Source organism: Streptomyces sp. NPDC006872 (assembly GCF_040635845.1).
Lineage (GTDB): Bacteria > Actinomycetota > Actinomycetes > Streptomycetales > Streptomycetaceae > Streptomyces.
In genome coordinates this window covers 217837-231686 of record NZ_JBEYIL010000019.1, presented here as the reverse complement: position 1 = coordinate 231686, position 13850 = coordinate 217837, and the positions used below count along the sequence as shown (strand labels likewise).

The following is a 13850-nucleotide window of genomic DNA, read 5'->3' as shown; positions in this document are numbered from 1 at the left end:
TCAAGGAACGGACGCTTCCTTTGTACTCACCCGAGACACTCTCAGGCTTTCCTCCGGGCAGTTTCCCTTCGGCCTTGCGTTTCCGACTCTATCAGGGTTTTTCCGGCCCTCTGACCACCGTCCTGCAGGCATGCAGAAAGTGACCCAAAGATTAGGATCTGACAAGTTGGATGCTGCTCGGCGAGCGCGCTTGTTCGCGTTGCTCACCCTCAAGCAGGAGTACGACTGTACACGGGGCCGCGGAGCCGCTGCAAATCGACTACGCTAGTGGTCTAGACCACGGATCGGGAGCTCTCGTGCGGAAGCGGTACTTCGTATGACATACCCTGCTGCACAGTGCGCCGTCCTGGTCAGGCAGTAACGGCCCATATACATCTCCACCCCCGGGAGGCTTCCCATGACCACCGTGACGTCCCCTCTTGCAGGACGCGCTATCGGGCTGGCAGCGGTGCCGGATCCGGTCTTCTCCGGGGCCATGGTCGGCCCGGGCACGGCGATCGACCCGGTGCGTGAGCCTTCCGAGGCCGTCGCCCCCGTGGACGGAGTCATCGTCTCCCTCCATCCGCACGCCTTCGTCGTCGTCGACGCCGAAGGTCATGGAGTGCTCACCCATCTCGGGATCGACACCGTGCAGCTGAACGGCGAGGGCTTCGAGCTCCTCGTGAACAAGGGCGACACCGTCACGCGCGGGCAGAGCATCGTGCGGTGGAACCCGCGCGCGGTCGAGGAGGCCGGCAAGTCCCCGGTGTGCCCGATCGTCGCGCTGGAGGCCACGGCCGAATCCCTTGGCGAACTCCGTGAAGACGGCGATGTGAAGGCCGGCGACGTCCTCTTTTCCTGGCAGTAGTGCCGAATGCCGTCTTGTCGACGGCGTATCAGGACAATCACCGCGGCGGCGGGACCCGCCGCACTATCGGAGACGGGTGAGATGGAGACAACGCTGCGAGGCGTCGGTGTAAGTCACGGTGTGGCGATCGGCGAGGTTCGGCACATGGGAACGGCGGTGCTCGAACCGCCTGCCAAGCAGATACCTGCGGAGGACGCGGAGCGCGAGCAGGGGCGCGCCCGCAAAGCTGTGGAGGCCGTGGCAGCCGACCTCATGGCTCGCGGCAATCTGGCGGGGGGTGAAGCCCAGGCAGTGCTCGAAGCGCAGGCCATGATGGCCCAGGACCCCGAGTTGATGGTCGACGTGGACCGGCGTATCGCCGTCGGGAGCACGGCCGAGCGCGCCGTCTACGACGCATTCGCCGCATACCGAGAGTTGCTGGCCGGAGCCGGCGAGTACCTCGCCGGCCGCGTGGCCGATCTCGACGATGTGCGGAATCGTATCGTCGCCCGTCTGCTCGGTGTTCCGATGCCGGGTGTCCCGGACAGTGACGAGCCCTACGTGCTGGTTGCGCGAGACCTGGCGCCCGCCGACACCGCGCTGCTGGACCCGACGCTGGTGCTCGGATTCGTGACCGAGGAAGGTGGGCCGACGAGTCACAGCGCGATCCTCGCCCGCGCGCTCGGTGTACCGGCTGTCGTGGCTCTGCCGGGGGCCGGTGAGCTCGCCGAGGGAACGGTGATCGCGGTCGACGGCAGCACCGGCGACATCTTCGTCAACCCGAGCGACGAGAAGAAGGCCCAGCTGCGGGCAGCGGCCGCGGAGCGCAAGGCGGCGCTGTCCGCCTCGACCGGTCCGGGTGCCACCGCGGATGGTCACAAGGTGCCGCTGCTGGCGAACATCGGCGGACCCGCCGATGTGCCTGCGGCCGTCGAGGCCGGCGCTGAGGGCGTCGGGCTCTTCCGGACCGAGTTCCTCTTCCTCGACGACAGCAAGAACGCCCCGTCCGAGGAGAAGCAGGTCGAGGCCTACCGGCAGGTGCTCGAGGCCTTCCCCGAGGGGCGAGTCGTCGTGCGGGTGCTGGACGCAGGTGCGGACAAGCCTCTGGACTTCCTGACTCCGGCTGACGAGCCCAACCCGGCACTGGGTGTGCGTGGGCTTCGAACGCTGCTGGACCACCCCGACGTCCTGCGGACCCAGTTGACGGCGCTGGCGAAGGCTGTTGAGGGCCTGCCGGTCTACCTCGAGGTGATGGCACCGATGGTGGCGGACCGCGCCGACGCGAAGGCGTTCGCGGACGCGTGCCGTGAGGCGGGCCTGCAGGCGAAGTTCGGCGCGATGGTGGAGATTCCGTCGGCCGCTCTGCGGGCTCGTTCGATCCTGCAGGAGGTGGAGTTCCTGTCGCTCGGCACGAACGACCTCGCGCAGTACACCTTCGCCGCCGACCGGCAGGTGGGTGCGGTGTCCCGGCTGCAGGATCCGTGGCAGCCCGCGCTTCTGGACCTCGTCGCCCTGTCCGCCGAGGCGGCCAAGGCCGAGGGCAAGAGCTGCGGTGTCTGTGGCGAGGCCGCTGCCGATCCGCTGCTCGCGTGTGTGCTGGCGGGTCTGGGGGTCACCTCTCTTTCCATGGGGTCGGCGTCGATTCCCTACGTGCGGGCGTCCCTGGCGAAGTACACGCTGGCGCAGTGCGAGCGTGCCGCGGCAGCCGCGCGTGCCACGGACAGTGCCGAGGAGGCGCGCAACGCGGCGCAGGCCGTGCTGTCCGGCGAGTAGTGGTCGGATCCGGTCGGCGATGAGCCGGTGAGCAGGGGCGCTCCGCCTTCGGGTGGCGCGCCCCTGCTGTGTGTGGGCGTTCCCTTTTGTTCAGTGGTGGTGGCCCGGCGGCCGTCCTTCCGGGCCGAGGTCCGGTGGGAAGCAGTAGTCCACACCGGACTCGGGTGAGATGAGGTCGCCGGATTCGACGTCGGTGCAATAGGCGTCGAAGACCTCGCCGGCGGTCAGGGGTTCGAGGCCTTCTCCGCGCAGGCGCCACCCGTAGATCCGGTCGGGGGTGTCGGTGGCGATGGTGCGCATGACCAGGCCGCCCGGGCTCTGCGTGGCCAGTCCCAGGGCGAGGACGGTGGTGAACTCGAGTGCTTCCGCCTCGTCGAGTTGTGTGGCGCCGCCTGCCTCTTCGTCCGCGTGGAGCACTGCGACGAGCGTTTCGGGGGTGCCGGTGACGCTGCAGACGAGGTGTCGGTTGCCGGGTGATGCCGTGTCGAGGATGCGGGCGACGAGGTTCGATGCGCGTGTGAAGGCTGCGCGGCCGATGTCCTCCTCGCAGGTGGCGCAGGCGCCGAGGCGGGCCAGCAGGGTGGCCGCGTACTCCCAGGTCGCCTGCCGGACGGCTTCGTCGACGAGGGCGGGCAGGAGGTCGGCCAGGGGCTGGCCCTCGTAGGGGATGGCGGGGCCGGTGGTGGCGAGTTCGGCCGTGAAGCGGGTGCGGTTGGCGGGGATGTCGGGGTCGAGGCCCTTGGTGGCGCAGTACTCGGCGTACTCCTGCGGGTCGAAGAGCGCCACGGTGGTGTGGCTGCCCTGCAGTGCGCGGACCCTCAGGAGGTCTTCGACCTGCTGGAGGTAGGTCGGGTGATCGTCGAAGGTGAAGGTGCGGTAGCGCCGCATGGCACGGAAGTCGTGTTCGTCGGTGAGCAGGCCGATGGTGCCGGCGATTTCACGGCGCAGGACGCGTCGCATCGTTCGGTGGTCGGTGTGTGCCATGTTGTCCCCCTGTGTGCACAGTCGATCAATGCTCACTCACAGTAATCGACGGCACTGACAATGGGGTTCTCGTGAGTCGACCTCGGACTGCGCAATGTCGAAACCTGCAGGTCGCGGCGGTAAGGGCATCGCAGGTGAGCCTGCCGAAAGCGCCGACGGCGTTCGCCGTGGTGACGGCGAGTGCGGGGTCGCGAGGGGTGGGCGGGCTCAGGACCGCTTGCGGGCGAGGTCCTCGTAGAAGTGCAGGAGGTTCAGGTTGTCGATGGAGCCGGGGTTGACGGCCTTTTCCAGTGGGGTGCCCTGGAGGAGGCGTTTGACGGGGACCTCGATCCGTTTGCCGGTGAGGGTGTGCGGGACTCCGGGTACCTCGATGACCTCGTCGGGGATGTGGCGCGGCGAGAGCTGTTCGCGGATGGCCTGTTTGATGCGGGCGAGGAGTGCCTCGTCGAGGACTGCTCCGGGGGCGAGGTGTACGAAAAGGGGCATCCAGTAGCCGCCGTCGGCCTGTTCGATGCCGATGACCAGGGATTCCTTGATCTCGGGGAGCCGTTCGACGACCTCGTAGATATCGGCGGAGCCCATGCGCACGCCTTGGCGGTTGAGCGTGGAGTCGGAGCGGCCGTGGATGACGACGGAGCCCCGTGAGGTGACGGTGATCCAGTCGCCGTGGCGCCAAACGCCGGGGTAGGTGTCGAAGTAGCTGTCGTGGTAGCGGCTGCCGTCGGGGTCGTTCCAGAAGCGGACCGGCATGGAGGGCATGGGGTTGGTGACGACGAGTTCGCCGACCTCGTCGATCACGGGGTGACCGCTCGGGTCCCAGGACTGCAGGTCGGTGCCGAGGCCGGCCGCCTGGAGTTCGCCGGTGTACACCGGGAGCGTCGGGACGGCTCCGGCGAAGCAGGAGCACACGTCCGTGCCGCCGCTGACGGAGGCGATCCACAGGTCGTCGCGCACCTCGTCGTGCAGCCAGCGGAAGCCGTCGGGCGGGAGTGGGGACCCTGTGGTGGCGACGCACTGGACCTGCGAGAGGTCGAAGTCGCGGGCCGGGTGCACCTCCGCCTTGCGGCAGGCCATGACGTAGGCCGCCGAGGTGCCGTAGAGGGTGGCGCCCGTGCGTTCGGCGACGCGCCACTGCGCGCCCGTGTCCGGGTGGCCGGGGCTGCCGTCGTAGAGGACGATCGTCGTGCCGGTCAGGAGGCCGGAGACGAGGAAGTTCCACATCATCCAGCCGGTCGAGGTGTACCAGAAGAAACGATCCTCGGGGCCCAGGTCGCAGTGCAGTCCGAGCTGCTTGAGGTGCTCGACCAGGATGCCGCCCTGGGACTGGACGATGGCCTTGGGCAGGCCGGTCGTACCGGATGAGTAGAGCACCCAGAGGGGGTGGTCGAAGGGGACCTGCTCGAAGACGGGCTCCTCGTCCGCGGCCGTCAGGGCCGCCCAGTCCAGGGCGCCCTCGGGCGGCTCCGTGCCCAGGAGGGGAATGTGGACCACGGCGCGCAGCGTGGGCAGTTCGGCACGCAGTTCGGCGACGACGTCGCGGCGGTCGTGCTCCTTGCCGCCGTAGCGGTAGCCGTCGACGGTGAACAGGACGACGGGTTCGACCTGCTGGAAGCGGTCGAGGACGCTGCGGGCGCCGAAGTCGGGGGCGCAGGAGGTCCAGACACCGCCCACGGCGGCCGTGGCGAGGAGCGCTGTGACGGCCTGCGGGATGTTCGGGAGGTAGCCGCTGATCCGGTCTCCCGGGCGGACGCCGAGGGCGCGCAGTGCGGCGGCGAGGGAGCCGACCTGGCGGCGCAGCTCGGACCAGGACACCGGGCTCGGCTCGTGGATCTCGTCGACATACAGCAGGGCCGGTTCGGCCGGGCGGGTGGCGGCCGCGCGCAGGGCGTGTTCGGCGTAGTTCAGCGTCGCGCCGGGGAACCACTGGGCGCCAGGCATGGAGCGGTCGCCCAGCACGCGCGCGTAGGGCGTCGAGAACCGTACGTCGAACCATTGCGTGACGGCTTGCCAGAACGTCTCCAGCTCGTCGACGGACCAGCGGTGCAGCGCCGGATAGCCGCCTTCGGACGGAGCTCCGTGGTGCTCGGCCGCCCAGGTCTGGAACTTCGTCACCTGGGCCTGGGCGATGCGCTGCGGATCTGGCCGCCAGAGCGGCTCGGGGTTCACGGTCGGCATGGGGCGGCTCCCGGACTCTGCGCGTCGTGTGCGTCGCCCGCGCACGAGCTGGGGTGGTGCGCGTGACGCGGCTGACACGGACGATGCCATGTGATCGACTTCTGCACCAGGGTGGGCTCCACACAGTCCGTGTCGTGAAGATGTGGTCCCGCCACAGGTGAACGGCAGTTGAACGACCCGCGCGCGTGGCGCGGTCAGTGACAGGGTGAACAGCATGGACGGTCGTGACCTGGTGCGTTCGATGAAGGCGGTCGGTTCTGCGGGGACTGCCCAGGGTTTGCGCACCGTGCGGTCCGCGTGGCGCAGGAGGCGCGCGGACGCATCCGGGTTGCCGGTGCGGGGTCCCGAGCGCGCGCGGGTGCCGGGTCCGGTGCAGGAGGCGGAGCCGGGACCCGGCGGGGGGACGCTCCGGTTCAGCCGCTCGGAGCTGAGGATCCATGTCGCGGTGAACGGGGCCGTGTTCTGGGGCTGGGACGGTGCGGAGCCCGAGCCGTCGTACGCGTTGGCCGGCCGTTGTCCGGAGCCGGATCCACGGGCGGTGCTGGAGCCGGACAAGGACGGCGGATGGCGGGTCGTCGCCGAGCGGGTGACGGTCGTGGTCTCACGGCACGGCGCCATCGAGGTGTGCACGCCGGGAGGCGTGATGCTGCGCCGTGATCTGCCGCCCCGGTGGTGGGATCCGCAGGACGGTGGCCAGGCTCGCTGGATGCAGCGCTCGGAGGTGGCGGCGGACGCGCGTTTCTTCGGCCTCGGGGGAAGGGCGTCCGGGCCGCGGCTGCGTGACGGGACGTACCGGTTGTGGAACACGGATCCCGGACATGCGTTCGATCGCGGCGATGATCCGCTCTATCTCACGATGCCGGTGCAAGTGGTGGTGGCCGACGCCGCCACCCATCTGGTGTTCCACGACACGTCCTGGGACGGCACGGTCATGCTGCGCGAGGGCGAGGAGGGGGCCGGCTCCGGGCACGACCGGCCGGGAGCGTGCGAGGTGCGGATGGACGGCGGACCTTTGCGCCGTTGGGTGATCGTGGGCACTCCCGCGCGCGTGCTCCTCGCCTGGGCCTCGCTCACCGGGGCTCCGGCGGTGCCGCCCGTGTGGGCGCTCGGTCATCATCACGCGCGCTGGGGTTTCGGCACCGAGCAGGAGGTACGGCGGATCGTGGCGGGCTATCAGGAGCACGGTCTGCCGCTCGACGCGGTCCATCTCGACATCGACCACTACGACGAGCATCAGGTGTTCACCGTCGACCAGGACCGCTTCCCGAAGCTGTCGGTGCTCGCCGACGAGCTGCGGCGGGACGGGATACGGCTGGTGTCGATCGTCGACCCGGCGGTCAAGGCCGCGTCGGGCAACGCCGTGTACGAGAGCGGGGTCACCGAGGACGTGTTCGTGCGCGATGCGTCGGGGCAGGTCGTCGAGGGCGTGGTGTGGCCTGGAGAGGCGGTTTTCCCGGACTTCACGCACGCACGTGTGCGGCAGTGGTGGGGTGGTCTCTACGCCGAACGGATCGCGCAGGGGTTCTCCGGGTTCTGGCACGACATGAACGAGCCGACGTCGTTCGCCGCGTTCGGGGAATCGACGTTGCCTCGCTCCGCGCGGCACTCCCTGGAGGGGCGCGGCGGTGATCATCGCGAGGCGCACAACGTGTACGGGCTCTGCATGGCCTGGGCGGCCTACGAGGGCTTGCGGGAGCTGGTTCCGGACCAGCGTCCGTTCGTCTTCTCGCGGTCCGGCTGGGCGGGCCTGCAGCGGTACGGCGGCACCTGGTCCGGGGACGTCGCCACGGGATGGCCGGGACTGCGGGCGTCCTTGTCCCTGGTGATGGGGCTCGGGCTGTGCGGGGTGCCGTATTCCGGCCCGGACGTGGGCGGTTTCGACGGCAGTCCGTCACCCGAGCTGTATCTGCGCTGGCTCCAGCTGGGCGCGTACCTGCCCCTGTTCCGCACGCACGCAAGCCTGCGGGCGGGGCGCCGGGAGCCGTGGGAGTTCGGTCCCGAGGTGTTGGAGCACGCGCGTGTGGCGCTCGTCGAGCGTCGGCGGCTACTGCCGTACTTCGTGACGCTGGCGCATCTGGCCCGGCGTACCGGCGCCCCTTATGTGCGCCCGTTGTGGTGGGGCGCGCCCCGGAACCGGGCACTGCGGGACTGCGAGGACGCCTTCCTGCTGGGTGACTGTCTGCTGGTGGCGCCGGTGATGGACCCGGGCACCGACCGTCGTGCGGTGCAGCTCCCGCGGGGGCTCTGGTACGACACCGCGACGGGGCGGGGGTACCAGGGGCCGGGGCAGGTGCTCGTGGACGCCCCGTTGTCGCGTATTCCGGTGTTCGCGCGCGCCGGCGCCGTCCTGCCCGTGCGGGGCGACGACGGCGGATTGGAGCTGGAGGTGTGGGCGCCGGTCCAGGGGCGGACGGGTGGTGGCCTGGTGGTGCGGGACGCGGGCGACGGCTGGGAGGAGCCGGTGACCGAACGGTACATCGCCCGCTGGCAGGGCTCGCGGGTCGTCGTCGAGCGGGAGGGTGAGGACGGGGTGTGCGCACCGTCCGACCCGGTGCGCGTACGCGGGCTCGGCCAGGGGTGAGCTCTGGCCTGGCCGGCGGACCAGGTCGGAGAAAGGCGACCGTGTCTGATCAGGGCGGGTGAGCCCACGGACCCGGCTCCGCCCCTCCGGCGTGATCCGCAGGCGCAGGCCCTAGATGTACCGGCCCTCGAAGAACGCCCGCGCGGCGTGCGTGTGCAGGGGGAAGGCGAGTTGCTCCGCCCTGCGCAGGAGGTGCCAGCCCTCGGTCTCGTCCGTGGCGGCGGACTCCGGGAGACGCTCCGCGGGGCACTCCGGAAGGAGCCCGAACAGCAGTAGGTGGCCGTCGGAGGAGCTCATGGCGTCGGCCAGCCGCACATCGCGGGGCGCGGCCTCGATGCCGGTCTCCTCCTTGAGTTCGCGGACGATGGCCTGCCGCCAGTCCTCACCGTCGTCGATGTAGCCGCCGGGCAGTGCGACGCCCCCGCGCGCGGGGTCGATGGTTCGGGTGATGACGACCAGGGCGGTGCCCTTCGTGTCGTACACGGGCTGGAGCGCTACGGCCACCGGTAGCGGGTTGCGGTATGCGACGGTGGCGCAGGCCGGACAGGTGCGGGGCCAGCCGGTGACGCCCTCCCCGTAGGGCGCTCCGCAACTCGAACAGTGGGAGTCGCGCGCGGAGTTCGAAGTGGAGTGCAGAGTTTCGGACACGCGGCGGAGCGTATCCGATCTTGGGGAGGGCGCCGTACTGAGGCTGCTCAGTGGCCGTTGGAGAGAGACTCGGCAGAGACGGGGAAGTCGAAATAGGTGTCGGGGTAGGGCTCGGGCTTGAAGGTGTAGTGCCACCATTCCTCGGCGAGGTTCACGAAGCCGAGGTCTTCCAGGGTGCCTTTGAGGAGCAGCCGGTTGGCCCGTTGCTGTCCTTGTACGCGCGCGTCCAGGGTGTGGGCCAGGGTGTCGAAGCAGTCGAACCCGGTGGCCATGTCGACCGAGTTGTCGGGGAAGCGCTGCTCCTGCGGTGCGTAGCAGGGGACGAGCGGTTCGCCGGGCAGATAGGGCCTGGTCGGTGTGGCGGGGAGCTTCACGATGGTGAGGTCCATGGTCGAGCCTCGGCTGTGACCGGACTTCTCGGCGATGTAACCGTCCGCGAACAGACGGGTCTTGTCGACGTTCGGATAGAACTCTGCCTTCGTCGCCTCGTCGTTCAGGTCCTCGGCCCAGTGGACGAAGTGGTCGACGGCGCGCTGGGGGCGGTAGCAGTCGTACACCTTGAGCGTGTATCCCTGCCGCAGCAGCGTCGTCTGGGCCTCGTGGAGGGCTTCGGCGGCCGGCCGGGTGAGGATGCAGATGGGCTGCTGGTAGCCGTCGACGGGGACGCCGACGAAGTTGTGCGGGGTGAAGTAGCGCATCTCCTGAAGGATGGTCGGGTCCACGGTTCTCAGGGCCACGAAGTCGGCGGGGGCCTCGGGATCGGTGTGCGCCTGCGCCGTGGCGGAGGCGGTGGTCACGGTCAGCAGGGCGGCGAGCACGGTGACGACGCTGCGTACGGCACTGGAGAGTCGTGTCATGTCTCCTCCCTGCCCAATTCCGGGCGGGCATGCCACACTCCTGACGATCCGTCAGATGGCACACCCGGAGGGAGACCCCTTGTCGCGTACACGTACACCCGTGGTCGCCGGCTGGTTCACCGGGGAGGGCGACGACTTCAGACTGCTCGGGACGCGGTGCTCGGGGTGCCGGGCGGTCTTCTTCCCGCGCGAGGACACGCACTGTCGCAATCCGGGCTGCCAGGGCGGCGATCTGGCGGCGGTCCCGCTCTCGCGGCGCGGGCGTGTCTGGTCGTACACGGACAGCCGGTACCGCCCTCCGTCACCCTATGTGACCGATCCGGAACTTCCATGGGAACCGTACGCGTTGATCGCTGTGGAGCTGGAGTCCGAGCGGATCGTGGTGCTGGGACAGGCGGCTCCCGGGGTCACCGTCACCGATCTGGCGGTGGGCATGGAGGTGGAGGTCGTACCGGGCGTGCTCGACGAGGACGCGGAGACGACCTGGACGACCTGGCGATGGCGGCCGACGGGGGTGGCGGGATGACGGCAGAGGTGGCGGTGCTCGGCGCGGGGATGCATCCGTGGGGCAAGTGGGGTCGCGGCTTCGTCGAGTACGGGGTGAAGGCGGCGCGTGCGGCCCTCGCGGACGCGGGCGTGGACTGGCGGGACGTCGATTCGATCGTCGGCGCGGACACGGTGCGTGGCGGCTATCCGGGGTACGTGGCCGGAGCGACGTTCGCGAGAGCCCTGGGGTGGCAGGGAGCCCGGGTCGCGAGTGTGTACGCGGCGTGCGCGTCGGGGGCTCAGGCGATCAGCACGGCCCGGGCCCAGATCCTCGCGGGACTGGCGGACGTGGTGCTGGTGGTGGGGGCCGACTCCGCCCCCAAGGGCTTCTTCCGTCCGGCAGGAGGGGACCGGCCGGACGACCCGGACTGGCTGCGGTTCCGGGTGCTCGGGGCGACCAATCCGACGTACTTCGGGCTGTACGCGCGCAGGCGCATGGCCGTGCACGGGGATACGCCGGAGGACTTCGCCCAGGTCAAGGTGAAGAACGCCGCCATGGGAGCGCTGAATGCGAACGCGCGGTACCGCAAGCGCGTGACCGCGGAGGAGGTCGCCGCGTCCGCGGTGGTCGCCGATCCGCTGCGGCTGCTGGACATCTGCGCGACGTCGGACGGCGGAGCGGCGCTGGTGCTGTCCAGCATGGAGTTCGCCCGTCGGCACGGAGCGATGGATCCGGTGCGGATCAGAGCCGTGTCCACCGTGACGCCCCGATACCCCAACACGGTGCTGGATCTGCCGGACATCGCGACCGACTCCGCGGCAGGGTCTGATGCGGCCGGTGAACCGTTCCGGGCCTCGATCGCCCGAGCCGCCTACGAGGAGGCGGGCATCGGTCCCGAGGACCTCTCGCTCGCCGAGGTCTACGACCTCTCCACCGCCCTGGAGTTGCAGTGGTACGAGGACCTGGGGCTGTGCGGCGACGGCGAGGCCGCCAAGCTGCTCCGGGAGGGCGCGACGGCGGCCGGCGGCCGCATACCGGTGAACGCCAGCGGTGGGCTGGCCTCCTTCGGGGAGGCGGTGCCGGCACAGGCGATCGCTCAGGTCTGCGAGGTCACCTGGCAGTTGCGGGGACAGGCGGGAGATCGCCAGATCGCGGACGCGCGCGTGGCCGTCACGGCGAACCAGGGGCTGTTCGGTCATGGTTCGGCGGTGGTCGCGGTGCGATGAAGAGGGATGGGAAGCCTCGCGCCCCCAGGCCCTTGATCGAGGTATTTCACTCTCTGCGATCGCCTCGGAATCCTGTGTGAACGTCTCGTGAACTGGGCCTGAGTGCACGCCGGCAGCGTCATCATGCTCCCGTGCGCTCCTGGACGGACACTCTCCGCTTCGCCTTCCAACCGGTGGTCAACCTGGCCACCGGAGGGGTCGCAGGGCTGGAGATACTCGCCCGCCCGGAGGGCGGCGACGTCCTGGCCCAGGCGCGCCGGGATCCCGAACTCGACGGCCGACTGGCCGTGTTGGCGGTTCGCGCCGCGGCACGCAAGGAGACGATGCTCCCCCTGCACGTGAACGTGTTCGCCGGCACCCTCGCCGATCTCGGCGGGCTCGTCCCCCTGCACGGCGCCGTGCGCGAGGCAGGGCGGCTGCCCTGGGAGGTGACACTGGACGTCGTCCCGCCCTACACGCACGTCCCGCAGCCCGCGCTCCTGGAGGCCCTGGCCGCACTCCGGGGCCAGGGTTTCCGGATCAGTGCGGACGGTGTCGGGGACGGGGACGCGCCTCTACGGCTGCTGGTCGACATCGCGCCGGACCTGGTGAAGCTCGACGCCTCGCTCCTGGCACGGCCCTCGGCGGTGCGGGCGATGCGGACCCTGTGCGACGAGCTGGGGGCGCTCCTGGTCGTCGAAGGCGTGGAGACCGAGCTGCAGTGCGCGGCCGCGCTGTCGGCCGGGGCACAGTTGGCGCAGGGCGCGCTGTTCGCGCCGCCGAGCCGGTTGCCCGCCGCGGACGTGTATATGCCGTCCCTGAGCTCCGGTTTCGTGTCGGCGACCAGGTCGGGGCCGTCGGTGCGGGAGTTCGTCCGACCGGCGGCGCTGCTGCCCGCGACCGCGTCCGCCGGTCAGGTGCGGGCGCTGTTGACCGGGTCGCCGGACGTGTCCGGAGTACTGCTCGTGGACCGCACGGGGGTCCCGGTGCGGTCGGTGCATCGGTCACGCTTCCTGCTGTCGATGTCGGGGCGCTACGGCCACGCCCTGTACGCGGACCGTCCCGCGGTCAAGCTCGGCGATCCGCCGCGGACGGTAGGAGTCGACGCGACCGCATGGGAGGTACTGGACGTGGTCGCGGACGGAGACCGGGACCGCACCTCCGACGACGTGGCCGTGGTCGACCACGACGGGCGATGCGTGGGCGTCGTCCGGCTCGCGGACCTCGTGCGGGCGCTGGCCGAGAGCCGGGTCGAGGAGGCGGCCGGGCTGAATCCGCTGACGCGGCTGCCCGGTTCGGACGCGATCACCGGAGAGGTGGACCGCCGGATCGCGGCGGGGTGGGCGTTCGCGCTGAGTTGGCTGGACATCGACCACTTCAAACAGGTGAACGACGGGGCCGGGTTCGCGGCGGGTGACGAGCTGATCCGGTCGGTGGGACGAGCGTTGCAGATCGCCGCCTCCGGGAACACGCGCGTGGGGCACATCGGCGGGGACGACTTCCTGGTCCTGGCCGATCCGCAGGGCCTGGATCCGCTGGCCGTCTCCGTGCTGGACGCGCCGTGGTCGGCAGGCGGGCTCCCGGTCACGTTGTCGCTGGCCACGGTCCTGTGCCAACCGGGCAGCGTGACGGATCACCGCCAGGCTGCGGCGTTTCTCGCACCGTTGAAGAAGGCTGCGAAGTCATTGCGAGGGGCGAGTTGGGTGGTGGGTCGGGCGGGGCTGGCCGGATACGAGATCCGGCGCGGGTCGCAGCCGATGGCTGCGGGGACCGGGGCGGTGGGTGCGGAGCCGGGGGTGGGCTGACCGGGGGCCGACAGACCCGGGACCGCTGACGGTCGGTGGCTTCGATGCCGCGAGCGGCTGGAAGGGCCGACAGGCGGTCGAGCGCCCGTCAGAGGCGCCGGGGCTCCGTATGGGCCGCATATGGGCAAGGGAGGACTGCGAGGCTCGTGAGGGGCGGTCCCGGTCCTTCGACCGCTGCACCCCCAACCGTTGCCGTCGGCCTCCTTGACGCTCCCTGAGCGTCGGTGAAAACTTCCCGGTGTCAACGGGACGGACAGTTTCAGCTGCTCCACACCGGTGACCGGCCGGTGCCGTCGAAGAGTGGGCCAACTGTTCGCACAGTACTGGCTCTCCGACGCGCGCGGTGTCGTCACCGAACTCACCTGCTACGTCACGAAGGCGCACCTCGCACGCGCGTGCTCGATGCGACGAACCGGCTAAGGCGCGAAGTCTTGAACGTGAGGGGGCAGGAGGCGCGCGGGCTTGCGCATCGCGGCACGCGCGTGTCCCTTTGAGCCACGGCCCGTACC

10 protein-coding genes are annotated in these 13850 nt (G+C 70.3%); 6 read left to right on the top strand and 4 right to left on the bottom strand.

Annotated elements, in window-relative coordinates; genetic code table 11:
- The first annotated feature begins 397 nt into the window (after positions 1–397).
- Positions 398–847, top strand: coding sequence for a PTS glucose transporter subunit IIA (locus ABZ725_RS41560; RefSeq protein ID WP_358807531.1), 450 nt, complete (start codon positions 398–400; stop codon positions 845–847).
- Between the two features lie 81 nt (positions 848–928).
- Positions 929–2599: a phosphoenolpyruvate--protein phosphotransferase gene (ptsP, locus tag ABZ725_RS41555; protein WP_358807530.1), complete on the top strand. Its 1671-nt coding sequence runs from the start codon at positions 929–931 to the stop codon at positions 2597–2599.
- Positions 2600–2689: 90 nt separating this feature from the next.
- On the opposite strand, the gene ABZ725_RS41550 is transcribed toward ptsP, so the two are convergent.
- Both ABZ725_RS41550 and ABZ725_RS41545 read right to left on the bottom strand, forming a co-directional pair.
- Entirely contained in the window at positions 2690–3583 is an 894-nt protein-coding gene (locus ABZ725_RS41550; RefSeq protein WP_358807529.1) for a hypothetical protein, read from the bottom strand.
- Between the two features lie 207 nt (positions 3584–3790).
- Positions 3791–5758: an acetoacetate--CoA ligase gene (locus ABZ725_RS41545; protein WP_358807528.1), complete on the bottom strand. Its 1968-nt coding sequence runs from the start codon at positions 5756–5758 to the stop codon at positions 3791–3793.
- 214 nt (positions 5759–5972) lie between these two features.
- Here ABZ725_RS41545 and ABZ725_RS41540 point away from each other — a divergent pair, with 214 nt between their 5' ends.
- On the top strand, positions 5973–8339 hold the full coding sequence (locus tag ABZ725_RS41540; protein WP_358807527.1) for a TIM-barrel domain-containing protein: 2367 nt from the start codon (positions 5973–5975) through the stop codon (positions 8337–8339).
- A gap of 111 nt (positions 8340–8450) precedes the next feature.
- Here ABZ725_RS41540 and ABZ725_RS41535 read toward each other — a convergent pair whose 3' ends face one another.
- Both ABZ725_RS41535 and ABZ725_RS41530 read right to left on the bottom strand, forming a co-directional pair.
- Positions 8451–8987: an NUDIX domain-containing protein gene (locus ABZ725_RS41535; RefSeq protein WP_358807526.1), complete on the bottom strand. Its 537-nt coding sequence runs from the start codon at positions 8985–8987 to the stop codon at positions 8451–8453.
- Between the two features lie 47 nt (positions 8988–9034).
- Positions 9035–9844 (bottom strand): M15 family metallopeptidase, encoded by an 810-nt coding sequence (locus tag ABZ725_RS41530; protein WP_358807525.1) that lies wholly within the window; start codon positions 9842–9844, stop codon positions 9035–9037.
- A 100-nt stretch (positions 9845–9944) separates the two neighbouring features.
- Between ABZ725_RS41530 and ABZ725_RS41525 the strand changes: the two genes are divergently transcribed.
- The 3 genes from ABZ725_RS41525 to ABZ725_RS41515 all read left to right on the top strand — a co-directional run bounded on the left by ABZ725_RS41525 (position 9945) and on the right by ABZ725_RS41515 (position 13341).
- On the top strand, positions 9945–10370 hold the full coding sequence (locus tag ABZ725_RS41525; RefSeq protein WP_358807543.1) for a zinc ribbon domain-containing protein: 426 nt from the start codon (positions 9945–9947) through the stop codon (positions 10368–10370).
- Positions 10367–11557, top strand: a complete 1191-nt coding sequence (locus tag ABZ725_RS41520) for a lipid-transfer protein (RefSeq protein ID WP_358807524.1) — start codon at positions 10367–10369, stop codon at positions 11555–11557. Before ABZ725_RS41525 ends, ABZ725_RS41520 begins: the two co-directional genes overlap by 4 nt.
- Positions 11558–11688: 131 nt before the next feature.
- Complete coding sequence (locus tag ABZ725_RS41515; protein ID WP_358807523.1) at positions 11689–13341, top strand: GGDEF domain-containing protein; 1653 nt, start codon at positions 11689–11691, stop codon at positions 13339–13341.
- Positions 13342–13850: the final 509 nt, after the last annotated feature.